The 23,427-nt window shown below is 70.1% G+C and carries 21 protein-coding genes and 2 tRNA genes; 9 read left to right on the top strand and 14 right to left on the bottom strand.

From position 1 onward, the window contains the following. Positions 1-42 precede the first annotated feature (42 nt). The 4 genes from ACFT32_RS27670 to ACFT32_RS27655 form a co-directional block, all read right to left on the bottom strand. Positions 43-1,983, bottom strand: a complete 1,941-nt coding sequence (locus tag ACFT32_RS27670) for a galactose oxidase-like domain-containing protein (protein WP_382494426.1) — start codon at positions 1,981-1,983, stop codon at positions 43-45. Beyond that, positions 1,980-3,980 carry a glycosyltransferase family 2 protein gene (locus ACFT32_RS27665; protein ID WP_382494423.1) on the bottom strand — a complete coding sequence of 667 codons (2,001 nt, stop codon included), beginning with the start codon at positions 3,978-3,980 and terminating at the stop codon, positions 1,980-1,982. The genes ACFT32_RS27670 and ACFT32_RS27665 overlap by 4 nt, the downstream gene beginning before the upstream one ends. A 324-nt stretch (positions 3,981-4,304) precedes the next feature. Then, complete coding sequence (locus tag ACFT32_RS27660) at positions 4,305-5,018, bottom strand: FadR/GntR family transcriptional regulator (protein ID WP_382494422.1); 714 nt, start codon at positions 5,016-5,018, stop codon at positions 4,305-4,307. Positions 5,019-5,259: 241 nt separating this feature from the next. Continuing rightward, a tRNA-Lys gene (locus ACFT32_RS27655) sits at positions 5,260-5,333 on the bottom strand. A 202-nt stretch (positions 5,334-5,535) separates the two neighbouring features. On the opposite strand from ACFT32_RS27655, the gene ACFT32_RS27650 reads away from it, so the two are divergent. The 5 genes from ACFT32_RS27650 (at position 5,536) to ACFT32_RS27630 (ending at position 11,030) form a co-directional block, all read left to right on the top strand. Continuing rightward, a complete protein-coding gene (locus tag ACFT32_RS27650) occupies positions 5,536-6,882 on the top strand; it encodes a peptidoglycan-binding protein (protein WP_382494419.1) in 1,347 nt (448 codons plus the stop codon). A 61-nt stretch (positions 6,883-6,943) separates the two neighbouring features. Next, positions 6,944-8,065 carry an SPFH domain-containing protein gene (locus ACFT32_RS27645; RefSeq protein ID WP_382494416.1) on the top strand — a complete coding sequence of 374 codons (1,122 nt, stop codon included), beginning with the start codon at positions 6,944-6,946 and terminating at the stop codon, positions 8,063-8,065. Between the two features lie 101 nt (positions 8,066-8,166). Then, the gene (locus ACFT32_RS27640) at positions 8,167-8,772 is read left to right on the top strand and encodes a lytic polysaccharide monooxygenase (protein ID WP_382494414.1); all 606 of its coding nucleotides are present in this window, start codon (positions 8,167-8,169) and stop codon (positions 8,770-8,772) included. A gap of 109 nt (positions 8,773-8,881) precedes the next feature. Continuing rightward, complete coding sequence (locus ACFT32_RS27635) at positions 8,882-9,325, top strand: hypothetical protein (protein ID WP_382494411.1); 444 nt, start codon at positions 8,882-8,884, stop codon at positions 9,323-9,325. 40 nt (positions 9,326-9,365) lie between these two features. Then, the gene (locus ACFT32_RS27630) at positions 9,366-11,030 is read left to right on the top strand and encodes a long-chain-fatty-acid--CoA ligase (protein WP_382494408.1); all 1,665 of its coding nucleotides are present in this window, start codon (positions 9,366-9,368) and stop codon (positions 11,028-11,030) included. Here the strand turns inward: ACFT32_RS27630 and ACFT32_RS27625 are convergent. From ACFT32_RS27625 to ehuB, 6 genes are all read right to left on the bottom strand, one after another. Further along, positions 10,996-11,069 (bottom strand) — tRNA-Lys (locus ACFT32_RS27625). The genes ACFT32_RS27630 and ACFT32_RS27625 overlap by 35 nt on opposite strands. A gap of 94 nt (positions 11,070-11,163) precedes the next feature. Beyond that, complete coding sequence (locus ACFT32_RS27620) at positions 11,164-11,922, bottom strand: IclR family transcriptional regulator (RefSeq protein WP_382494405.1); 759 nt, start codon at positions 11,920-11,922, stop codon at positions 11,164-11,166. A gap of 196 nt (positions 11,923-12,118) precedes the next feature. After that, positions 12,119-12,904, bottom strand: a complete 786-nt coding sequence (gene ehuA / locus ACFT32_RS27615) for an ectoine/hydroxyectoine ABC transporter ATP-binding protein EhuA (RefSeq protein WP_382494402.1) — start codon at positions 12,902-12,904, stop codon at positions 12,119-12,121. Next, complete coding sequence (gene ehuD / locus ACFT32_RS27610) at positions 12,894-13,544, bottom strand: ectoine/hydroxyectoine ABC transporter permease subunit EhuD (protein WP_382494399.1); 651 nt, start codon at positions 13,542-13,544, stop codon at positions 12,894-12,896. Before ehuD ends, ehuA begins: the two co-directional genes overlap by 11 nt. Further along, positions 13,541-14,242 carry an ectoine/hydroxyectoine ABC transporter permease subunit EhuC gene (ehuC, locus tag ACFT32_RS27605; RefSeq protein WP_382494396.1) on the bottom strand — a complete coding sequence of 234 codons (702 nt, stop codon included), beginning with the start codon at positions 14,240-14,242 and terminating at the stop codon, positions 13,541-13,543. The genes ehuD and ehuC overlap by 4 nt, the downstream gene beginning before the upstream one ends. Then, positions 14,239-15,186: an ectoine/hydroxyectoine ABC transporter substrate-binding protein EhuB gene (ehuB, locus tag ACFT32_RS27600; RefSeq protein WP_382494392.1), complete on the bottom strand. Its 948-nt coding sequence runs from the start codon at positions 15,184-15,186 to the stop codon at positions 14,239-14,241. Before ehuB ends, ehuC begins: the two co-directional genes overlap by 4 nt. A gap of 106 nt (positions 15,187-15,292) precedes the next feature. Between ehuB and ACFT32_RS27595 the strand changes: the two genes are divergently transcribed. Continuing rightward, entirely contained in the window at positions 15,293-15,787 is a 495-nt protein-coding gene (locus ACFT32_RS27595; protein WP_215121167.1) for a DUF3830 family protein, read from the top strand. Here ACFT32_RS27595 and ACFT32_RS27590 read toward each other — a convergent pair. Both ACFT32_RS27590 and ACFT32_RS27585 read right to left on the bottom strand, forming a co-directional pair. Next, on the bottom strand, positions 15,768-17,177 hold the full coding sequence (locus tag ACFT32_RS27590) for an amidase (RefSeq protein ID WP_382494388.1): 1,410 nt from the start codon (positions 17,175-17,177) through the stop codon (positions 15,768-15,770). The two genes, ACFT32_RS27595 and ACFT32_RS27590, sit on opposite strands and share 20 nt — an antisense overlap. 17 nt (positions 17,178-17,194) lie before the next feature. After that, entirely contained in the window at positions 17,195-18,142 is a 948-nt protein-coding gene (locus ACFT32_RS27585; protein WP_382494385.1) for a D-2-hydroxyacid dehydrogenase, read from the bottom strand. Positions 18,143-18,339: 197 nt separating this feature from the next. Between ACFT32_RS27585 and ACFT32_RS27580 the strand changes: the two genes are divergently transcribed. Together ACFT32_RS27580 and ACFT32_RS27575 are read left to right on the top strand one after the other, a co-directional pair. Beyond that, entirely contained in the window at positions 18,340-19,155 is an 816-nt protein-coding gene (locus ACFT32_RS27580; protein WP_382494382.1) for an aspartate/glutamate racemase family protein, read from the top strand. Next, complete coding sequence (locus tag ACFT32_RS27575; protein ID WP_382494379.1) at positions 19,152-19,883, top strand: aspartate/glutamate racemase family protein; 732 nt, start codon at positions 19,152-19,154, stop codon at positions 19,881-19,883. The genes ACFT32_RS27580 and ACFT32_RS27575 overlap by 4 nt, the downstream gene beginning before the upstream one ends. A 60-nt stretch (positions 19,884-19,943) precedes the next feature. Here ACFT32_RS27575 and ACFT32_RS27570 read toward each other — a convergent pair whose 3' ends face one another. Beyond that, positions 19,944-20,078, bottom strand: coding sequence for a hypothetical protein (locus tag ACFT32_RS27570; protein WP_382494376.1), 135 nt, complete (start codon positions 20,076-20,078; stop codon positions 19,944-19,946). 165 nt (positions 20,079-20,243) lie between these two features. On the opposite strand from ACFT32_RS27570, the gene ACFT32_RS27565 reads away from it, so the two are divergent. Continuing rightward, entirely contained in the window at positions 20,244-21,350 is a 1,107-nt protein-coding gene (locus ACFT32_RS27565; RefSeq protein WP_382494373.1) for an LLM class flavin-dependent oxidoreductase, read from the top strand. Here ACFT32_RS27565 and ACFT32_RS27560 read toward each other — a convergent pair. Further along, positions 21,326-23,185 (bottom strand): putative bifunctional diguanylate cyclase/phosphodiesterase, encoded by a 1,860-nt coding sequence (locus ACFT32_RS27560; protein WP_382494371.1) that lies wholly within the window; start codon positions 23,183-23,185, stop codon positions 21,326-21,328. The genes ACFT32_RS27565 and ACFT32_RS27560 overlap by 25 nt on opposite strands. Positions 23,186-23,427: the final 242 nt, after the last annotated feature.

Raw genomic sequence — 23,427 nt, 5'->3', positions numbered from 1 at the left:
ACGGCACCTTCAGCAGGGAACTACGGCACCTTCAGCAGGAAACTACGGCACCTTGACCCACTGGGCCTTGCTCGGCGTCCCCTTGGCGTCCGTCACGAACAGCATGTACCAGCCCGCCTGGACCAGGTTCCGGTTCTTCGGAACGGTCACGGTCAGCTTGTCGCCGGACGCCTTGAAGTCCAGGGCGATCGACCGCTGGTCGACGTCCGTGACATGCGTGGCGGCGCTCGGCCGGATCAGCCGGACCTTCTTGACCGAGGACGCGCTCGACGAGGTGAACGTCCCCGTCCCGCCGCGTTCGATGGTCTGCGGCCCGCCGGACAGCGAGGGCCGATCCCCGTCGCCGTAGAGGTACGGCGGCGTGTAGATCTCGATGCGCTGCTCGAACTTGCCCGGCTTGGTGTTGGCCTCGTCTTCGTACAGCGAGTCCGAGCCGAAGAACATCAGGCGGCCGTCGGGCAGCAGGATCGACCCGGAGTGGTAGTTGCGGCCCACCAGCGGGTCGGCGACCCGCTTGAGGTCGTTCTTCTCCGTGTCGTAGAGGTGCGCCTGGAAGATGTTGGAGTCGCCGCGACCCCGGTAGTCCTCCGAGCCGCCGGAGATCAGCACGTTGTCGTCGGGCAGGATCGAGGCGTTCGGGTAGCGGGTGCCCTTCTCCAGGGACGGGCCGTCCTCGAAGCTCGGGTCCGCGTCCTTCAGGTCGACGATCCGGGTCTTCTCGCTGGACTCCTTGGACTCACCGACGCCACCGCCGCCGACGACCATGTACTTCTCGTCCTGCGCGGGCGGCAGCAGCACCGTGCCGGACGTCTCCATGAGCTTGGGGTCGCTCAGCCCCGGGATCTTCGTGAACTGGTTGCTGTCCACGTCCCAGACGCCCGGCTCACGGCCCACGTCGTCCGGTCCGTAGCCCGCGTTCGAACCCGAGTAGAAGACCTTGCCGTTCTGCATGAGGAACAGCGCCGGGTAGGTCGGGAACTGCCGGACCTTGTCCGTGTAGGTCCACTTCTTGGTCTTCGGGTCGAAGACCTCGTTCTTGCCCGGGACGAGCTGCCCGATGTCGTCGAGGCCGGAGACGCTGAGGATCTTCCCGTCGCTCAGGGTGGTGAGCGTCGGGTACCAGCGGGCCTCCTTCATCGGGTCGACCTTGATGTACTTCTCGGCGACCGGGTCGAACTCGAAGGCGTCCCGGATGCCCTGGAAGTCCTTCTTGTCGAGGGCGATCTTCTGGGCGATGCCGTAGGTGTTCTTGGCGTCGGCGCCGCTCAGGCCCTGCACCTTGTAGTTGTCCTGCGTGCCCGTCTCGTACTTGTGCCCGCGCTTCTGCGCCTCGACGTAGATACGGCCGAGTCCGGGGTCGTTGCGCAGGAACTTGCCCGTCGCCTTGTCGAAGACCTTCTTCGCGCGCGGCACCAGCACCGGGTCCTTGGAGACGAAGGTCTTGCCGTTCTCCTTGCCCGTGAACCTGGTGCCCGCGGGCAGGGTGATCGGCTCGTCCGGGTTCTCGTTGTGGACGATCATCAGGCCGCCGGCCTTGGTGACGTCACCCTTGAGCTTCTCGTACCGCTTGGTGCCGCCCGCGATCAGCAGATTGCCGTTGGCGAGCTGGGTGTGGCCGGTGCAGAACAGGTCGGCGGGCGTGGGGACCTTCTTGATGGTGCCCTTGACCGGGTCCCAGATCCGCGTGTCGAACTTCTTCGCGTCGAAGTTGTCCTGGTTGTTGCCCGACCCCGCGACGAGCAGCACCTTGCCGGTGCGCAGCAGCGCCGCGTGGATCGTGTTCTGCCGGTACTCCTCGGGGAAATCGATGATCTCCCACTTGCCGTTCGCGGCCTTGTACTCCGGCTTGTTGATTGTGTACTGGTGGTATTTCTCGGTGCCGAAGCGGTAGAGCCACGGCCCGTTCATCCCGGCCAGCGCGAGTACCACCGCCGTGCCGATCGCGAGTCGACGGGCCCGGCGGCGGCCTGCACGGTCGTTCATTCCTTACGTCCCCCAAGTCCACCAAGGGCGATCTGCATGGTCTGGTCGGATCCTCCGACCTCCCCGTCGCCGCCGGGAGCGGCGGCCCAACTGGGCTTGTGCTGCGGGGCGTGCGACGCGGGCTGCTGCGGAATCGGCAGCGGCTGCGTCCGGTACGGCCCCGCGGAGTCCTGCGGCTGCTCCACGGCGGGTTCGGCGGGCTTCTTCGCGTCCTGCTTCAGCTGCCAGCGCCAGGCGAAGACCGGCGAGGCGGTGATCAGCAGCGCGAACGTCGCCCAGATGATCATCGCGGGGTGGGCGTGGCCGAAGACGAAGCCGGCGGCGATCGACCCACCGAAGATCGCGACGAAGTACCAGTGGTAGCGGAACGTCCCGAACCAGCGGTCGGGGCTCGCGGAGTCGCCCTTGGGCGTGACCACGAACTTGCTCTTGCGCCGCAGCACGGAGTCGATCAGCGCCTTCGCGTACAGCGGCGCCGACAGCGCGGACATCACCATGCCGGCCACACCGCCGGAGCCCTCCGGCTCGTGCGGCGAGACGTTGTGCCGGCGGTTCCAGACGTACAGGCCGATCTGCAGGGCCGAGGCGTTGCCGTAGAGCATCAGCCAGACCGCCGGGTCGATGTTCACACCCGAGGCGCCCAGGCCGAGGAACAGGCAGCAGCTCAGCGCCGCCAGGATCCAGTTCAGGGCCGACATCGGGTAGAAGATGATCATCATGGTGTAGTTGAAGAGCTTGCTCGGCGGCAGCGAGTACCAGCCCTTCCAGTACTGCCCGATGATCGTCTCGTACGTCCCTCGCGACCAGCGCATCTGCTGGGTGAAGAAGTCCGTCCAGGCGCTGGGGCCCTCACCGACCGCGAGCACGTCCGGCGTGTACACCGAGCGCCACTTCCTGCCCGTCGCCGGGTTCTTGTGGCGGTGCATCTCGAAGCCGGTCGCCATGTCCTCGGTGATCGAGTCGTACAGACCGCCGATCTGCTTGAGCGCCTTGATGCGCACGGCGTTGGACGTGCCGACGAACATCGGGGAGCCGTAGCGGTTGCCGGCGCGCTGGATCAGCGCGTGGAAGAGGAACTGCTGCGACTCGGCGGCCTTGGTGATGGCGTTGTCGTAGTTGCCGTAGACCTGCGGGCCGATGACGAAGCCGACGTCCGGGTCGCGGAAGAAGCCGAGCATCCGCTCCAGGTAGTTGGGCAGCGGTACGTGGTCGGTGTCGACCGAGGCGAAGAAGTCGTAGTCGTCGCCGTGCGCCTCGAGCCAGGCGTTGTAGTTGCCGTGCTTGGTCTTGGCGCGGTGCGGGCCCTTGGCCTGGTTCCACTTCGCGACGCCCTTGCGGGAGAAGTGGTGCACACCGAGGCGCTGGCAGACGGCCTTCACATCGGGGTCGTCGCCCTCGTCGAGCAGCCAGACGTGCATCAGGCCCCGGTGCCGGATCTTGACCGCGGCCTCCAGGGTTTTCGTCACCATGTCCAGCGGTTCCTTGCCGGGCACGAAGGAGGTGAGGAAGGCCACTCGGGTGCCGGTCTCGGGCACCACCGGGATCGGGTCGCGGGCCACGAGCGTGGCGTGCGCGTTCGACAGCACGTTCATGCAGCGGAAGAACTCGATCAGGCCGATCGAGACCAGCATGACTATGTCGAGCGCGGGCAGCCAGTCGAAGGCCGGGTAGTCGCGCTCGGTCCAGTGCTCGGGCTGGAGCAGCCAGAACAGCAGGACCAGGGACAGTACCGGGGCCGCGGCCAGCATCAGGGCGACCCTGATGCGGTGCGGCTCCTGCGAGATGAGCGAGCGGTACTGCACCTTGTACGGCTTGTTCGGATCGGGCTGGGTGAGGGGACCCGCGAGCCGGCTGTAATGCTCGTAGTCGTATCTCGGCAGATTCTTCTTGATCCGCCGGAACGTCCCCGTCGTGCTCATCCGGTGCCCCGGCACCCTGAGCTGAGTGGTCTGGGACGGGTCGTGGTCCTGCCGGGCACCCGTGGGCCTCGACGTCATGAGTCATCCCCCCACACGCGGACATCCGCGTGTTTCGTCGCTTCGTACCGTCTGCTCCAGGTCCCCCTCGACCTTCACAGACGTATCAGTGGTGGATCGCAGTCACCACGTCATCCACACCCTATAGACACGGCAACGCGACCTTCCGGTTGCATGATGCCCCCCTCGGCATCGCTCCACGAACGGGCCCCTACCCCCGCCCGGCCGGCAACCGGTCCTCCTGCCCCCCAACTGCCACGAATCCGCAGCATCTTGAAAAACCAGATAACCAGGGTTCTACGGCGTTCATCATGATCGCAAGATGCGAAACGCGGTGTTTACCGGTCATACGCGTTCATTGTGACGCGTGTGGGGACTCTGTGGAGCCGTTGTGGACAGACGGGCGCGGATGTTGCCGAAGTGCTCTCTTATGGCCTCCTCCGCCCGCATCGAGTCACCGGACCGGACCGCGTCGAGGATCTCCCGGTGCTGCCGGCAGGTGACCTTCGGGTCCTGCGGCTCGCCCCCGAGGTCCGTACGGACCCGGTGGAAGGCGTCCCAGAACGCCTCCAGGACCTCGCACAGCAGTACGTTGTCCAGCCCCTGGTAGAGGGTGGCGTGGAAGGCGCGGTCGGTCTCGGCGAGGCCGGCTCCGCGCGCGGCCTCCTCTTCCATACGGTCGACGAGCGCGTCCAGTTCAACGAGGTCCGCGTCCGGTATCCGCCCCGCGAGCCGGGAGACGAGCCCCGTCTCCACCGCCTCCCGCAGTTCGAGCAGCTGGAGCAGGGAGTCCTCGCCCCGGTAGTGCCCGGCGACCGTGCGGAAGGCGAGGCCCTCGATCATCGGGGCCAGGGACATCGGGCCGACATAGGTGCCGAAGCCGTGCCGGATCTCCACGATGCCCATCGCCTGGAGGGCCTTCAGCGCCTCACGCACCGAGTTCCGGCTCGCGCCGAGGTACTCCATCAGCTCGGGCTCGGTCGGCAGCGGGGCCCCGGAGGCCAGCCGGCGGTCGATGATGAGCTTCTTGATCCGCTCTTGTAGGTCACGCGCTGCCATGGCGAGAGGGTATCCGGCCAATCGCGCGGTGCACCTGGTTCCGGCCAGGAAGGGAGGGGCCTCAGGGGTGGAAGGAGTTCAAGGCGATACAAGAAAGCCCCCGCTTCCGCGAGGGGCGTTCCGGTCGGTGCGACTGTGCCCCGCCGGGCTTCTCTTCCCCGGCGCGCGGCGAAGCCGCGCAGAAAAGACGGTGGCGGCTTGGGTTCGCGCTTTCTGCGAAACCAAGCCGCCACCGGCATCGTGCGCCGCCAGGGACTCGAACCCCGGACCCGCTGATTAAGAGTCAGCTGCTCTAACCAACTGAGCTAGCGGCGCGCGCTGACGTCGTAACTCTACAGGACGCCCGGAGGTGCTCAGGACCACCGGAACGGGCTCGGGGCAGCCCCGGCGAGGGCGGCCGGTTACATCATTCGGACCGTCAGCATGCGAGTGCGGAAGACAGTTGAGAAACTGACGGCGCGCGCCCGGGGCTGCACCGGGCGCCGCCATTTTCCGCCGGAACTGTGAGGGGAATCGCATGAAGTCGCCGGTATTCGAGGAATTCGACCCCGGGGGCGACTGCGACTGCCCCGGCTGCGTCCACTGGCGCCGCGTCCTGCCGCGTTCCCCGGCCGGCCGCACCACCACCCATCCGGCCGCGCACCGGGCTCTCGCCCTGGCCGCCGTGGCCGCCGCCACCCTCGGCGCGGGCCACGCCGTACCGGCCGCCGCCGCCCCGCAGGCACCCCACCGATCGGGTGTTTTCGCAGATGACGATCCCGAAACCCCGCAGGGCGACACTGCCCCCCTGCACGGTTCGGACGGCCGCGAGGGCAAGCCCTCCGACTCCGTCGAGCTCGCCGCCATCACCCGAACGGAGATCATCGACCGGGCCAAGACCTGGGTCGCCGCGAAAGTGCCGTACAACATGAACGCGTACTGGTCCGACGGTTACCGGCAGGACTGCTCGGGCTATGTGTCGATGGCCTGGAAGCTGCCCGGAAACGAATGGACGGGCAGCCTCGCCCAATTCGGTGAACGGATTTCCAAGGAGGAACTCCAGCCGGGCGACATTCTGCTGTTCCACAATCCGGCCAACCCGGAGAGCGGCTCGCACGTCGTCATTTTCGGCGGCTGGACGAACACCAGGCACACCTCCTACACGGCCTATGAACAGGCCCGCCCGCACACCCGCCGGCAGACCACCCCGTACGCCTACACGAGCGACTCCGACCGGTACGTCCCCTACCGCTACAAGGGCGTCACCGCGCAGGAGGAACCGGCCACGGCAAAGGACCGGCAGGAGGAGCCGGCCCCGGCCAAGGACCGCGGGATGCCGGGCGCACCGGCCGCCACGCCCTACCCGGGAGCGACGTATTTCGGCCCCGGCGCGAACAACAAGTACGTCACGCGGCTAGGCCGCATGCTCGTCGCACGCGGGGCCGGCGCCTCCTACCCCTCGGAACCGGGACCGCGCTGGTCGGACGCCCACCGGCAGGCGACCCGGGCCTTCCAGCGGGCCCAGGGCTGGAAGGGCGCGGACGCCGACGGGCTGCCCGGCCCACGCACCTGGGAGCTGCTGGTCACAGGGAAGGGCAAGGACGTCACCGCGGCGGAGGCCGGGCCGCCGCCCTCCTCCCACGGTGTGCCCGGCTACCCGGGACGGGCGATGTTCCGGCCCGGTGCGAGCAACCCGTACGTCACCAAGCTGGGGAAACAACTGGTGCGGAAGGGGTTCGGCAGGTTCTACCCGGACGAGCCGGGGCCGCGCTGGGGCGAGTCGGACCGGCGGGCCGTCCAGGCCTTCCAGCGCACCCAGGGCTGGCGGGGCGGTGCGGCGGACGGCTTCCCGGGGCCGGAGACCTGGCGGCGGCTGTTCTCGTAGCACTCCCGGCACGGGGGGCCCACCCGTTGTGACGCATCTGGCGCGGAGGCTGGAGGCACGCATGACCACGACCACTTCCCACACGTCCGAGCCCGAGGGACCGGCCGAGGGGCCGGCCAGGACCGCCCGGCTCATCCAGAACGAGTCGACCACCGAGATCCCCGTCCATCTGCTGTTCCGCGACGAGCCCGACCCGGCGCCGGTACCCCTGAAGCCGGCGGTCGTCGGCCGCCGGCAGGGCACGGGGGAACAGCCGCGTCTCAGGCGCCCGGCCGCCCTGACGCCGCGTCCGGTGCCGGAAGTCGACCCTGACCTGGTGGAGCGGACCGCTCGGGTGCTGCCCGGTGCGGCGGGCGTGCTGGCCGGGGCGTGCGGGGTGGCCGGGTGCGTGGCCACTTCGTGGTGGGCCGGGATGCTGCCGCCGCTCGCAGTGGAGGTGATGCGGCTGCCCGCCCACGCCGGGGCAGGACTCGGTCCCGCGCAGTGGGCCGCGTACGCGGGGGCCGGGGCGCTCGCGCTGTTCGGGTTCGGCGGGCTGGCCCGGGGCCGGACCGGGCGGGCCTGGGTGCTGGGTCTGTTCGGCCGCTACCGGGGGACCGTCCGGCGCACCGGCCTGCTGTGGGTCAACCCCCTCTTGCTGCGCCGCCGGGTGGACGTACGGCTGCGGCACTGGCGCAGCGAGCCGGTGCCCGCGGCCGACGCGCACGGGGTCGCGCTGCGGGTGGTCGTCCTGGTGGTGTGGCGGGTGCGGGACACCGCGCGGGCCACGCTGGGCGTCGAGGACCACGAGTCGTACTTGCGCGAGTGCGTCGAGGCGGCGCTGGCCCGGGTGCCGGTGGTGATGCCGGGCGGTTCGGGGGGAGCCGGGGAGGCTGCGGCCGAGGTGCTGACCCGGCTGGTGTCGGCGGAGGCGGCCCCGGTCGGCCTGGAGGTGTTCTCGGTGCAGCCGCTCCGGGCGGAGTACGACCCCGAGGTCGCCGCCGCGATGCACCGCCGCCGGATCGCGGCGCTGGACGCCCAGCACCGGGCGAGTGTGCTCACCTCGGTCGTGGACTCGGTGGAGGACACGGTGACCCGGCTGACCATGCGGGGGCTGGTCGAACTCGACGACTACGAGCGCAAGGCGCTGGTGAAGGACCTGACGGTGGCGTTCTGCGCGGGGCGCGGGGAAACGCCTCCGTGATTGGTATGGACATGTTCAACTAACCGCCATACATTCAAACTTGGTCTAGACCTACCTGCACGGCTCACTGAACATCCCCCACGTTCTCCAGGAGCGGCAGCATGCGCACTAGGACCAAGTTGTCCGCAGCCGCGGTGGGACTGGCCACGACCGGAGCCCTCGTACTCTCCTCCGGCGGCGCCAGCGGCCACGGCTACACCGACCTCCCCATCAGCCGGCAGAAGCTCTGCCAGAACGGCACCGTGACCAACTGCGGCTCCATCCAGTGGGAGCCGCAGAGCGTCGAGGGCCCGAAGGGCTTCCCGGCGTCCGGCCCGGCCGACGGGCAGATATGCAACGCCGGCCTCGGCCACTTCGGCCAGCTCAGCGCACCGCGCACCCCGTCCGGCGGTGCCTGGCCCGCCACGAGGGTGACGGGCGGCCAGAACTACACGTTCCGCTGGCAGTTCACGGCCATGCACGCCACGACCGACTTCAGGTACTACGTCACCAAGCCGGGCTGGAACCAGAACCACAACCTGGCCCGGTCCGACCTCAACCTGACGCCGTTCTTCACGGTCCCGTACAACGGCCAGCGGCCACCGCAGACGCTCTCCCACAGCGGCAGGCTGCCGTCCGGGCTGAGCGGTCGTCACGTCATCGTCGCCGTATGGACGATCGCCGACACGGCCAACGCGTTCTACGCCTGTTCGGACGTCACCTTCTGAACCGTCCGAACCTTCTGAGGTTCTCTTGAGTCACCGGTGCGGCCGGTGTGGGTAGGTTCCTCCCACGCCGGCCCATCGGGGCCGGCGCACGGACCTCGGGGGACATGCGATGGACGTGATCTTCTACGTCGTGCCCGGCCTGATCATGGCTCTGGCGCTCTTCATGGCCTACCGGATCGTGCGGCGCTGGCTGGAGATCCGGGGCGCCTGGAACAGCGGGCTGACGGCCGAGGGCCGGCGCACCACGCTCCGTCATGTGTACGAGTTCATCACGCATGACGGCCGGGTCATCCGCTTCGAGGAGGACGGCGGCCCCGGGACGGCTCTCGACGGCGACTACGTCACCGTGTACTACACCGCCGGCCGCCAGGTCGTGGCCACGGCCCAGGCGCCGAGCCGGGCGAGGCATGTGATGGCCGTCGTCGGCATCCTGGCGTTCCTTGGTGTCGTCGCCGTGTTCTGTGCCGGCTTCGTCGTCACGTACGCGCAGATCTTCGCCCCGTACAGCGACTTCGTGTTCGGGGGCAGCGGCGACGCGACCGTGATGCCGTGACCCTCCACATCTGACGATACGTCAACTACCGTGCGCGCCCATGGACTCCAGGGCGAGCACGGTCGCGGAACTCGTAGCCGGCCGGTGGGGCGACCACCGGCCGGGGCTGTGGTGCGAGGACCGGGTGCTGACCCATCACGAGGTGGCGGCAGGTGCCGCGGCCCGGGCGGCGCTGCTGGCGGACCTCCTGCTCCCGGCCGCCGAACCCCACCTCGGGGTGCTGCTCGACAACACCCCCGAGTTCCCGCTCTGGCTGGGCGCGGCGGCCCTGGCCGGGGCGGCGGTCGCCGGCGTCAACCCCACCCGCCGCGGTGCCGAACTGGCCCGCGACATCCTGCACACCGAGTGCCGTGTCCTGGTTACCGAACGGGCCCACCTGCCGTTGCTCCGGGGCCTGGACCTGCCCGGGGTGCGCCTGCTGGTGACGGACACGGCGGACTACGCCGGCCTCCTGGCCCCCTACGCGGGCGCCCGGCCGGACCCGTCCCGCGCGACCCCGACCGACCGCTTCCTGCTCTACTTCACCTCCGGCTCGACCGGCGCGCCCAAGGCCGCCCTCTGCTCCCAGGGCCGCCTGGCGGCCGCCGGCCGCTCCCTGGCCGGCCAGTTCTCCCTGGGCCCGGACGACGTCCACTACCTCTGCATGCCGCTGTTCCACGGCAACGCGGTGATCGCCGACTGGGCGCCGGCGCTGGTCACCGGGGCTGCCGTGGCACTGCGCCGCCGCTTCTCGGCGTCCCGCTTCCTGCCTGACGTACGCCGCTACGGGGCGACCTACTTCACCTACGTCGGCCGGGCGATCCAGTACGTCCTGGCCACGGACCCCCACCCCGAGGACCGCGACAACCCCCTCCGTCTGGGCTTCGGCACGGAGGCGGGCGCGGTGGACGCGGCGGCCTTCGAGCGGCGGTTCGGGGTGCGGCTGGTCGAGGGGTACGGCTCGTCGGAGGGCGGGGCGGCCGTGCAGTGGTCGCCGGGCACGCCGGCGGGAGCGGTCGGCCGGGCGACGCCCGGGCTGGTGGTCCTGAACCCGGAGACGGGCCGGGAGTGCCCGCCGGCCCGCTTCGACTCGGCGGGCCGGCTGCTCAACGGGGACGAGGCGATCGGCGAACTGGTCAACCAGGGCCCCAGCCCCTTCGAGGGCTACTGGCGCAATCCGGCGGCCGAGGCGGAGCGCCGCAAGGGAGGCTGGTACTGGACGGGCGACCTCTTCTGCCGGGACGCCGACGGCTACCTCCACTTCGCCGGGCGCGCCGACGACCGCCTCCGCGTCGACGGCGAGAACCTGGCCGCCGCGATGATCGAGAACATCCTCGCGCGCTACGAGGAGGCGGCGGCGGTCTGCGTGTACGCGGTGCCGGACCCGGTGACCGGCGACCAGGTGATGGCGACGATCGCCGGCACCTTCGACCCGCTGTCCTTCGCGGAGTTCCTGCTCGCCCAGCCCGACCTGGGGACGAAGATGGCCCCCCGGTTCGTCCGGGTGACCGACCGCATGCCGGTCACGGCCACGAACAAGATCCACCGGGCGGCCCTACGGCGGGAGGGCTTCCGGTGTGCCGATCCGGTGTGGTGGCGGCCGCCGGGGAAGGGCACGTACCGCAGGCTGACCGGGGAGGACCTCGAACACGCCGAAGGGCCTCTCGCTCCCACGAGAGGCCCTTCACCGGTGCGCCGCCAGGGACTCGAACCCCGGACCCGCTGATTAAGAGTCAGCTGCTCTAACCAACTGAGCTAGCGGCGCATGACTCGCGCCGACCGGTGGAACCGTGTTCCGCGGTGGGCGACGGGAAAATACTACCCGGTCTCCAGGGGTGCTCCTGACCACCCCATGTCGGCTAGATCGCCATGGACAGCAGGACCGGTGCCGCGTTGCGGTTGAGGGCGTCCGCGGCCTGGCGGAGGCGGTGGGCGTGCTCGACCGGGAGGGACAGGGCCAGGCAGCCGACGGAGGAGCCGGCCGTGATGGGGACGGCCGCGCAGACCGTGCCGACCGCGTACTCCTGGAGGTCCAGGACGGGCACGGTGGCCGGCTGGGCCTCCAGCCGGGAGAGCAGCAGCCGGTCGCTGGTGATGGTGCGCGAGGTGAGGCGGGCCATCCTGTGCCGGGAGAGGTGATCGCGGCGGCCGGCGTGGTCGAGCTGGGTCAGCAGGCTCTTGCCTATCGCGGTGGCGTGGGCCGAGGAGCGGAAGTCGACCCACTCGTTGACCTTGGGCGTGGCCGGGCTGTCGGCGTACTGGGTGATGCTGATCTCGCCGTCGACATAGCGGCTCATGTAGACGGCGGCGCCGACCGAGTCGCGCAGCCGGTCGAGGGTGTGCTGGAGCTTGTCGCGCAGGGCCTGCTCGCGATGGCGGGCCGAGCCCAGGCGGGTCAGCGCCTCGCCCGTGACATACGCGCCGTCGGCGATCTGCTCGACGTAGCCCTCGCGGCGCAGCATGAGCAGCAGTGCGGTGAGCCGCTCCGGTCCGATGCCGGTGCGCCGGGCGAGCTCGGCGTCGGTGACGCCTGAACTGTTTCGCGCCACCGTCTCCAGGACGCGCAGGGCTTCCTGGGCCGAGTGGTACGGGGTGGTCGGCTCGTTCCTCAGCGCCACGGTGGTCTCCCCCTGCGCTTGCTGTTGGGCCGTAATCCGGACAGCGAATCACCTCCACGATAACCGGCAAAGGGGCTGTGGAGAGCGGGGGTTGACAAGATTCCGGGCCCTCGGGCTGGGGCATTGACCCTCTGGCATATGCCAGGAGCATGCCCCAGTCCGAGGGCCCGGTGTCAGGCCTGTTCACGGGCCGTAGTCACAGCACCGCGCTGAGGAACTCCCTCGTGCGGTCCAGCTCCGGGTCGCTGAAGATCTTCTCCGGCGGGCCCGACTCGATGACCCGGCCCGAGTCGAACATCAGTACCTGGTCGGAGATGTCCCGGGCGAAATTCATCTCGTGGGTCACACAGAGCATGGTGATGTCCGTGCTGCGGGCGATGTCCCGCAGCAGGTCCAGCACGCCCGCGACCAGCTCCGGGTCGAGCGCGGAGGTCACCTCGTCCAGCAGCAGCACCTTGGGCTGCATCGCCAGCGCCCGGGCGATCGCCACGCGCTGCTGCTGGCCGCCGGAGAGCTGGGCGGGGTGGGCGTCGCACCGGTCGGCCAGGCCCACCAGGTCCAGCAGGCCCTTGGCCCGCTCCACCGCCTCGTCCTTCGACATGCCGAGGACGGTGACCGGAGCCTCGGTGAGGTTCCGCAGCACGGTCATGTTCGGGAACAGGTTGAACTGCTGGAACACCATCCCGATCTTCTTGCGGACCTCGCGGACCTCCTTGTCGGAGGCGGGGAACAGCTGCTGCCCGTCGACCGTGATCGTGCCCTCGTCGGGCTTGAGCAGGGTCATCAGCAGCCGCAGGATCGTGGTCTTGCCGGAGCCCGACGGCCCGATCAGGGTGACGTGCTTGCCGGCGTCGACCGAGAAGTCCAGGTGATCCAGAACGGTGTTCTGGCCGAACCGCTTGGTGACCTGTTCCAGCCGGATCAGCTCGCCGGTGCTCTTGGCGGGGTTCTTCTCGGGATTGGGGAGAGTGTCAGTGGGCAAGGCGTCGCTCCAGGGCTCGCAGGGCAAGGGAGGCCAGGTAGGAAATGACGATGAAGGCCACGCCGATCACTGTGAGGGGCTCGGTGAACTGGAAGTGCTCCTGCGAGAACAGGCGCGCGTGGCCGAGCATCTCCAGGACGGTGATCGCCATCAGCATCGGCGTGTCCTTGAGCATCGCGATGACGTAGTTGCCGAGCGCGGGAACCACCCGGCGCACCGCCTGCGGCAGGATCACCGCGGTCCAGGTCCGCCGCAGCGGCAGGTTCAGCGCCGTCGCCGCCTCCCACTGGCCGACCGGCACGGCCTCGATGCCGGCCCGGTAGACCTGCATCGTGTACGTCGAGTAGTGCAGCCCGATCGCGAAGATGCCGGTGGCCAGCGCCGAGAAGGTCAGGCCCCACTCGGGCAGCACATAGAAGAGGAAGAACAGCTGCACCAGCAGCGGGGTGTTGCGGACGAACTCCGTGACCGCCCCGACCGGCCAGGTCACCCAGCGCGAGGGCACCCGCATCAGCAGCGCCCACACCAGGCCCAGCGCGAACGAGATCAGCGAGCCGAACAGCAGGATCTGGAGGGTGACCAGCAGGCCCTCCCAGAAGTCCGGCATGAAGTCGGAGACCGCGCTCCAGTCCCAGTTCATCGGACCCCCTCCACCACGACCGGCTCAGGCGCCCGGGTCTTGCCGTCGGGCTTCTTCCCGACCCCGGCCTTGAGCTTCTTCTCAAGACCGCGCATGACCCGGGTGAGCAGGAAGGCGATCACGAAGTAGATGAGCAGGATGTACGTGTAGATCTCCGCGCTCTCCTGCAGCGCGAGACGCACCAGGTTCGCGCTGAACGTCAGGTCGCCCATGCCCGTGATCGACACCAGCGCGGTGCCCTTGAGCAGCTCGATCAGCAGGTTCGAGAACGGCGGGATCATCTCCGGCACCGCCTGCGGCAGCAGGATCAGCCGCAGCCGCTGCCAGGGCGTGAAGCTGAGGGCGATGCCGCCCTCCTGCTGCGCCGGGTCGACCGAGCCCAGCGCGCCGCGCACGATCTCCGCGCCGTACGCGCCGTAGGTCAGTCCGAGCGCGAGCGTGCCCGCCCACAGGGGTACGAGCTGCCAGCCGAAGGCGACCGGCAGCACGAAGAACACCCAGAAGATCATGACCAGGGCGGAGGTGCCGCGGAACACCTCGGTGTAGAAGCCCGCGAGGAAGCGGACGATCCGCAGCCGGTGGCTGCGCGCGACGCCGACCACGAAGGAGACGGCAGCGCCCAGCAGGGCGCTGCAGACGAGCAGCTGGACGGTGGTCCACACGCCCTTGAGTACGAGTTCCCAGAGTCCCGGGGTCATCCGCCGCAGAGCTCCTTCGCGGTCAGATCCGTCATCTCGGCCTTCGTGAAACCGAAGGGCTTCAGGATGCGGAACAGTTCGCCGCTCTTCTTGAGCTTGCTCAGCTCGACGTTGAAGGCGTCCCGCAGGTTCGTCTCGGTCGGCCGGAACGCGAAGGCGCCTCCGTCGACGTGCGGCTTGCCGCCCACGATCGGCGTGAAGGGCTTGGTCGCCTCCGCCTTCGCGGACTTCTTCACCACCTCACGGGCGGTGAGCGCCGTACCGGCGAACACGTCCACGCGTCCCGCCTCGACGGCGTTCAGACCCGCGACCTGGTCCGGCACGATGAGGATGTCGCTCTCCTTGTACCCCGCCTCGACGGCGTACTGGATCTCCGCGTAGCCCGTCCCGGTGGCGAACTTCGCCTTCTTGGCGACGACGTCCTTGTAGCTGTGCAGCCCCTTCGGGTTGCCCTTGCGCACGATGAACGCGTCGAGCATCTGGTAGTCGGGGTCGGAGAAGATGACCTGCTCGCAGCGCTCCGGGTTGACGTACATGCCGGCCGCGACGACATCGAACTGCTGGGAGTTCAGGCCCGGGATGAGCGAGCCGAACTCGGTCGGCACGGGCTGCACCCGGTCGACGCCGAGACTCTTGAAGATCACCTTGGCCAGCTCCGGTGCCTCACCGGTCAGCTTGCCGTTCTTGTCGATGAACCCGAACGGGATCTCGCCGGCGATGCCGAGGCGGACGACGCCCGCGGCCCGGAGCCGTTCGAGCAGATCACCGCCCTCGACGTCCGAGGCGGTGGCGACCCGGCTGCATCCGGCGGCGCCCAGCGCGCCGAGCGCCGCGACCCCCGCGAGCAGCGATCGGCGTGTGGGACCGGACACGGACCCGGACCCGGACACGGTCCGGGATACGGGTGGCGGAATTCTGAGGGGGCTTCTCTGTGGTGGAGCCATGGGCGCGCGGCTACCCGACCGCACCTGAGTTATGCCGATCTTTTCAAGCCCCGCACTCCGGCGATGCGCCCTTGACCGCGGGCCCGAGGGGCACTCCCATGGAGGTATGGCTGATCGCTACATCGAACTCTCGCTGGTCAAGCGTGACGTGACCTGCACGGCCAAGCTGCTGGACGACCGCGCGCCGATCACCTGCGCCGCCGTCTGGGATTCCCTTCCGCTGGCCGGCGACGTCTACCACGCGAAGTACGCACGCAATGAGATTTACGCCCTTTTCCCGCCATTCGCCGAAACCGAACCGCCCCTGGAAAACCCGACCATCACCCCCATTCCAGGCGATCTGTGCTATTTCACCTTCGCCGGGGCGGAGCTGGGCACCAAGTCCTACGGCTACGACCGCGAGGTCCGCGCCGGGACCACGCTCGTCGACCTGGCCCTGTTCTACGAGCGCAACAACCTGCTGCTGAACGGCGATGTCGGCTGGGTCCCCGGCATCGTCTGGGGCCAGGTCGTCGACGGCCTGGAGAACATGGCCGAGGCGTGCAACGACCTGTGGAGGTCGGGAGCGGCGGGGGAGACGCTCAGCTTCCGGAGGGCCTGACCCGGCCGGCGGACGCCACCCCGGCCTCGTACAGCGCGTGGGCCGCCCGCAGCACCAGATCGTCCCGGTGCCGGGCGGCCACGAGCTGCAGACCGATCGGCAGACCGTCCCCGTCCGTGCCGACCGGCACGCTCGCCGCGGGCTGCTGCGTCATGTTGAACGGGTAGGTGAACGGGGTCCAGCCCGTCCAGCGCCGGTGGCCGGATCCTTTCGGTACCTCGGCGCCCGCCTCGAACGCCGTGATCGGCAGGGTCGGGGTGAGCAGCAGGTCGTAGGTGTCGTGGAAGCGGCCCATCCGGCGGCCCAGGCCCATCCGGACGTCCACCGCGGCCAGATAGTCCAGGGCCGAGTAGCGGGCCCCCTGGTCGCAGATCTCCCGCAGGCCCGGGTCCAGCAACTCACGCTGGTGCGGGCCCAGATGCTCGGTCACCCGGGCCGCCCCGCTGAACCACAGGGTGTGGAAGGCCTCCACCGGGTCCGTGAGATCCGGGTCGGTCTCCGTGACGTACGCGCCGAGCTCCGCCAGCCGCTCCACCGCCCGCCGCACCGCCGTCGCGACCTCCGGACGCACCGCCACCTGCCCGCCCAGCGACGGCGAGTACGCCACGCGCAGCCCGCGCACCCCGCCCGTCAGGCCGTCCGTGTACGCACCCGGCGGCGGGGCGAGCGCGGACCAGTCGCGCGAGTCCGGCCGGCCGATCACATCCATCAGCAGCGCCGAGTCCGCCGCGTCCCGGGTCATCGGCCCGACGTGCGCCAGCGTGCCGAACGCGCTCGCCGGGTAGAGCGGCACCCGCCCGTACGTCGGCTTCAGGGCGAAGATCCCGCAGAACGACGCCGGGATACGGACACTGCCGCCGCCGTCCGTGCCCAGCGAGAGCGGCCCCGCGCCGAGCGCCACGGCCGCCGCGCTGCCGCCGCTCGACCCGCCCGCGGTGCGTGAGGGGTCGTGGGGGTTGCGCGTCACGCCGCTGAGCGGCGAGTCCGTCACGCCCTTCCAGCCGTACTCGGGCGTCGTCGTCTTGCCGATGAAGACCGCCCCGTGCTCCCGCAGCCGGGCCACGGACGGGGCGTCCTCGTCCCAGTGCCCCGCCGGATCCACGGCCTTCGACCCGCGCAGGGTCGGCGCGCCGCGCTGCAGCAGGATGTCCTTCACCGTGACGGGCACCCCGTCCAGCAGTCCGCGCGGCTCACCGCGCCGCCATCGCTCCTCGGACTCCCGGGCCCGGGCCAGCGCGTCCTCGGCGGTCAGCCGGACGAAGGCGTTCACCTCCGGCTGGATCGCCTCGGCCCGCTCCAGCGCCGCCCGGGTCGCCTCCACAGGACTCCACTCGCCCTTGCGGTACCCGTCGAGGAGCCGTACGGCGGTCAGGTCGGTGAGCTCGGTCATCCACCCTCCAAGGAACGTCAGTGACCAGGTACGTACCCACGCTGCTTGTCGACCACGTTCTTCAGTGGCTCCCCGCTCGCCCAGAGTTCGTACAGGTCCACGAACTGGGCGCCGAGCTCGTCCCGCCAGCCGACGATGTCGCCGCTCATGTGCGGGGAGATGATCAGCTCCGGCAGCTGCCACAACGGGCTGTCCGGGGTCAGGGGTTCGGCCTCGAAGACATCCAGTGCGGCGCCCGCGATCCAGTGCTTGCCCAGGGCGTCGGCGAGCGCGTCCTCGACGACGAGCTGGCCCCGGCCGATGTTGATGAACCGGGCGGACGGCTGCATCACGTCGAAGCGGCGGGCGTCGAACATGCCGTGTGTCTGTTCGGTGAGCGGTGCCGCCGCGATCACCCAGTCGGCGCGCGCCAGCAACCGGTCCAGGTCCTCCGGGCCGTGCACGCCGTTGCGCGGGGCGCGGCCCACGAGCGCGGTCGTGATGTCCAGCGCCCCGAGCGTGCGGGCGATCGCCCGGCCGATCGGCCCGGAGCCCACCACGACGGCCTTGCCCCCGGCGACCTTGTGCGACTCGCGGTGCCGCCAGGTCCGCTCCCGCTGCAACTCCAGCGTGCGCGGCAGGTCCTTGGCCATCGCCAGCACGAGCGCGGCGACGTACTCGGCGATCGGCTGGTCGAAGATGCCGCGCGCGTTGGTCACCACCGTGTCGGAAGCGGCGAGTTCCGGACACATCAGATGGTCCACTCCGGCGCTCGCGGTGTGCACCCAGCGTGGCCGCGGACCCTCGCCCGGCCAGGCTTCCCGCACGGCGCGCGAGGTGAAGTCCCACACCAGCAGTACATCCGCGCGCGGGAGGCGCTCGGCGAGACCCTCCGCGTCGGTGTGTTCGATACGGGCGCGGCCGGTGAGTCGGCCGAGCCGGGGGAGGGGTTCGGCGTCCAGGACGAGGAGGGTGGGAGTGGGCATGAGCAGCCGTTTCTCCAGCCGTGCGGCGGGACAGGCCGGGTTTCGGGCGCCGGCCGGTGACGACGAGTTAACCGGGTGTTGACCAAGGAGTGATCCGGGCGGATTGACCACGCTCGCACCCGAACCTACCGTCGTCAACACGGGCGTTCCCACGATCCGTTGCACACTAGTTGCCCAGCGTGAGGCCGGTGCCTGCCATGGACGTCTCATTTCTCGGCGGGCCCAGCCCGCAGCGCGGGGTCGGCGTTGTCGCCCCCTTCGACTTCGCACTCGACCGCGAGCTGTGGCGCTGGGTGCCGGACGAGGTCTCCCTCCATATGACACGAACACCGTTCGTGCCGGTCGAGGTGAGCCTCGATCTGGCCCGCCTGGTCAGCGAGCACGAGACGCTGAGCGAGGCGGTCCGCACCATCAACGCGATCGCACCCGAGGTCATCGCCTACGCCTGTACGTCGGGCAGCTTCGTCGGCGGTGTCATGGGCGAGCGCGCGATGTGCGAGGCGATGAGCCGGGCGGGTGCCGTACCGGCGATCACCACCTCGGGCGCACTGCTCGAGGCCCTGGTGGAACTGGACGTCCGGCGGGTCGCGCTGGTGACGCCGTACACGGTGTCGGTGACTCAGTCGCTGGAGGCGTACGTCGCCCAGGCGGGCGTCTCGATCTCCGGGTGCGCCTTCATGGGCCTGACCCGGCACATCTGGAAGGTCCCCTACCGGGAGGTGGTGGACATGGCGCGGGAGGCCGTACGCGGCGACGCCGACGCCCTGTTCATCAGCTGTACCAACCTGCCCACCTACGACGTGATCCCCCAGCTGGAGGCCGAGCTGCGGATCCCGGTGATCTCGGCCAACCAAGTGACGATGTGGGCTGCGCTGCGCCGACTGGGTACCCGTGCGGTGGGACCGTATCAAGCGCTGATCAATCCGGAGGCGCGTTCCGGTCTGGTATCGCCGGGGGTCGACCCCGGATCTGTAGTGCCGGAAGAAGAACAGCAGCAGGAAGGCTGGACATGACAGCACTGGGATTTCTCTACCCGGGACACTCCGCCGAGGACGACTATCCGCGCATCGAGCAGTTGCTGGGCAGCGACATCCGGGTGGACCTGGTGCACACCGATATCGGTGAGGACGCGCACCGGGTGGACGCGCTGCTGGAGATGGGCTCCGCCGGGCGGCTCGCGGCGGGCGTCCAGGAGCTGCGGCACGCGGGCGCGGAGGCGGTCGTGTGGGCCTGCACGAGCGGCAGTTTCGTCTACGGCTGGGACGGCGCCCAGGAGCAGGTCCGCTCGCTGGCGCAGACGGCTGGCATGCCCGCCTCCTCGACGTCCTTCGCCTTCGCGCACGCGGTGAAGGAGCTGGGAGCGCGGCGGGTCGCGATCGGTGCGACGTACCCGGACGACGTGGCGCGGCTCTTCGCCGAGTTCCTGCGGTCGGACGGCGTGGAGGTCGTGTCGGTCAACAGCTCCGGCATCATCACGGCCGCCGAGGTCGGCACCTGGGGCGAGGCGGAACTCCTCGCCCTGGCCCGGAACTCCGACCATCCCGACGCCGAGGCCCTCCTCCTCCCCGACACGGCCCTGCACACGGCCGCGCACATCCCGGCCCTGGAGAAGGAACTCGGCAAGCCGATCCTCACCGCCAACCAGGTCACGGTCTGGGAATGCCTGCGCCTGGCCGACCGCCGGGTGAACGCGCCGGAACTGGGCGCGCTGTTCACGAGGGAGCCGATCATCCAGGCGTGAGTGACGAGTACCGTCCCCGCCGCGTCGGGCTGTTGCCCGGGCGGCGGGGACGAGTTCGGCCTATGACCGCTTGCGCCGGACCAGGAAGACGACCAGCCAGACACAGAGAAGCACGGCGAGGGCGATCGCCGCCCAGTCAGGCAGCAGCCCCAGGCCCTTGTAGGCCAGCGTGACGTCGTCTGCCGAAGTTCCCATCGCAGGCACCTCCTCACCAGGTGCTGTTCCCTCGAACCTCTGCTCCATGGGGTCCGGAATCGGCCACACCTCTTTGTCGGGCCCGCCCCGAGGGGAATAACCGGAGACAGTCCCCTGTTAGAGCCGGGACGACAGCACACGGCCCACAGCAGGAGGCACCCCACCGTGGCGGCAGACGAGATTCGCGGCGACGAGATTCGCGGCGCGGCACAGGGCAGCGCCCCCGTTCCCCTCTCCGTACTGGACCTGGTCACCGTAGGGGCCGGCCGCACCGCCTCCGACGCGCTGCGCACCAGCGTCGAGCTGGCCCGCCTCGCGGAGGCCCGCGGCTTCCACCGCTACTGGGTCGCCGAGCACCACTCCATGCCGGGCGTGGCCTCGTCGTCCCCCGCCGTGATCCTGGCCCACCTCGCCGCCCACACCGACCGCATCCGGCTCGGCTCGGGCGGAGTGATGCTGCCCAACCACGCCCCGCTCGTGATCGCCGAGCAGTTCGGCACGCTGGAGGCGATGGCCCCGGGCCGTATCGACCTCGGCCTCGGCCGCGCCCCCGGCACGGACGGCGCCACGGCCGCCGCCCTGCGCCGCACCGACCGGCTGAACGAGGGCGCCGACGACTTCCCCGAGCAGCTCGCCGAGCTGACCCGCTTCCTCGACGACGACTTCCCCGACGGGCACCGCTACCGCCGTATCCACGCCGTGCCGGGCCCGGTCCAGGCCACGTCCCCCGGCGGCGTCCAGTCCCCGCACCGGCCGCCCGTCTGGCTGCTCGGCTCCTCCGGCTTCAGCGCCCGCCTCGCCGGTGTCCTCGGGCTGCCCTTCGCCTTCGCGCACCACTTCTCGGCGCACAACACCCTCCCGGCCCTGGACCTGTACCGGGAGTCCTTCCAGCCGTCCGCCGTGCTCGACCGGCCGTACGCCCTCATCGGCGTCTCCGCCCTCGCCGCCGACGAGGAGCAGGAAGCCCGCCGCCAAGTGCTGGCCGCGGCCCTCAGCATGGTCCGGCTGCGCACCGGCCGCCCCGGCCTCGTGCCCAGCCCCGAGGAGGCGGCGGCCTACGAGTTCAGCCCCATGGAGCGCGACTTCGTCGACTCCTGGAACGCCAACGTCATCCACGGCACCCCGGACGAGGTCCGCTCCGGCCTGGACGACCTCGCCAAGCGCACCGGCGCCGACGAGCTGATGATCACCGCCAACGCGCACGGCGGTGACGTCCGCGTCCGCAGCTACGAACTGATCGCCGACGCCTACGGGTTGCCGACGCCCGCCTGAACGTCCGGCGTGCCCAGCAGCTCGGAGATACGGTCCGGCGACACCGGACGGGAGTACAGCCAGCCCTGTCCGGTGTCGCAGCCGATGCGCCGCAGCCGGACCGCCTGGGCCGAGGTCTCCACGCACTCGGCCGTCACGGTCAGCCCGAGCCGGTGCGCGAGCTGGATCATCGCCTCGACCACGACCTCGTCGGCGGGGTTCGGGCGCGCTGCCGCGTCCCGGTCGTCGTACTGGAAGCCCCGCACGAAGGAACCGTCCAGCTTCAGCACCGACACCGGCAGCCGGCTCAGATACGCGAGGTTCGAGTAGCCCGTGCCGAAGTCGTCGATGGCGATACGCACGCCCATGTCGCTGAGGGCCTTCAGGGCCTGCAACGGCCGGCCGCCCGAGCCCATCACCGCCGACTCGGTGAGCTCCAGCTGGAGCAGGTGCGGCGCGAGGCCCGTCTCGGCCAGGGTCTCGGCCACGTCGGCCACCAGGTCCGAGTCCCAGACCTGGCGGACCGCCACGTTGACGCTGACGAAGATCGGCGGCTCGTCCGGGTGCTCCCGCTGCCAGCGGCGGGCCTGCCGGCAGGCCGTACGCAGCACCCAGCGGCCCAGCGGGACGATCGAACCGTCCTCTTCGGCAAGTCCGATGAACCGATTCGGCGTCAGTACGCCGAACTGAGGATGATTCCAGCGGATGAGGGCCTCGACCCCGTGCAGCCGGTCGTCCTCCATGCCCACCAGCGGCTGGTACTCCAGCCGGAACTCGCCCCGGTCGATGGCCGGCCGGAGCGTGGAGGCGAGGGCCTGGCGGGTCATGCGGTGGGCGTTGCGCTCCGGGTCGAACAGGGTCCAGCGGGCCTTGCCGTCGGCCTTCGCCCAGTACAGCGTCGTGTCCGCCGCCTGCACCAGGGCGGTCGGGGTGGTGCCGGCCGCGTGCCGCTCCACCACCCCGATCGACGCCGACACCGACAGCCGCTGGCCGGAGATGTCGAAGGGGTCCTGGATCGCCCGCAGCACTGCTTCGGCCAGCTCGGCCAGCTGTTCGGTGCCCGTGGAGTCCTCGACGAGCAGCGCGAACTCGTCACCGCCGAGCCGGGCCACCAGCGGGGTGCTGGCCCGGGCGAAACCGGTCTCGTCCGCGCAGCGCATCAGGCGCTCGGCGACGGCGGCCAGCAGCCGGTCGCCGACGCGGTGGCCGAGGGTGTCGTTGATGGCCTTGAAGCCGTCCAGGTCCAGGTAGCACAGCCCGATCCGGCCCGTGCCGCTCTGCTCGTACGACTCGGCCTCCAGTGCGGCAGACAGGCGTTCGAAGAACAGTGTGCGGTTGGGCAGCCGGGTCACCGCGTCATGCATCTGCAAGTGCCGCAGCCGGGCCTGGAGTTCACGGCGGGAGCTTATGTCGGCGACGGACATGAGCACGCCCCGGTCCTCGGCGGGCAGCGGGGCGACCGTCACCTGCACCCACAGCGAGTGCCCGTCGGGGTGCTTGAGGCGGCGTGTGCAGCGCAGCCGGGACTGCCGGCCGCGCAGCACCTCGCGGTAGGCGTGCCAGGTGCGGGCGTCGGAGGTGAGGTCGACCAGATCGGCGGCGACGGCCCCGGCGAGTTCGTCCGGGGCGGTGCCGAGCAGCGCGGCGAGTGAGTCGTTGGCGCTGACGACCGTGCCCTCGCGGTCCACGACGGCCATGGCGAGCGGGGCGGCCGTGAAGACGGAGCGATAGGGCGACTGCGACAGGTGCTCGGTACGGGGGGACGTATCGATCTCACTCTCTGTGACGACCGGCCGGTCGAGGTCTGCCGCGGGCGTCGGCCCTTCGGAGGTTCCGCTCACCGCTCGCTCCCGCATGTATTCGATCTCTGTCCGTGCAGGAAAGGTCAGGAAAGTGTGCCGATCATAGAGGCTGGCCCCAGGGCCTTCCAGCCGGTGTCCAGTGTTCCCGACCAACCGGCCCTTCTGCCAGATCGTTTCTGCTCGCACCTGGACGGCTTCTTCAGGCCCCCGACCAGTTGTGACGTTCCGTGAGTGCTTCTGGGGTGTCGGCTTCCGTGTTTTTTCGGCTCCTTCACCCGACTGGTGCAGGCAAACAG

Source organism: Streptomyces sp. NPDC057002 (assembly GCF_042673825.1).
GTDB lineage: Bacteria > Actinomycetota > Actinomycetes > Streptomycetales > Streptomycetaceae > Streptomyces.
The sequence above is the reverse complement of the archived record's forward strand: the minus strand, read 5'-3'. Positions and strand labels throughout refer to the sequence as shown.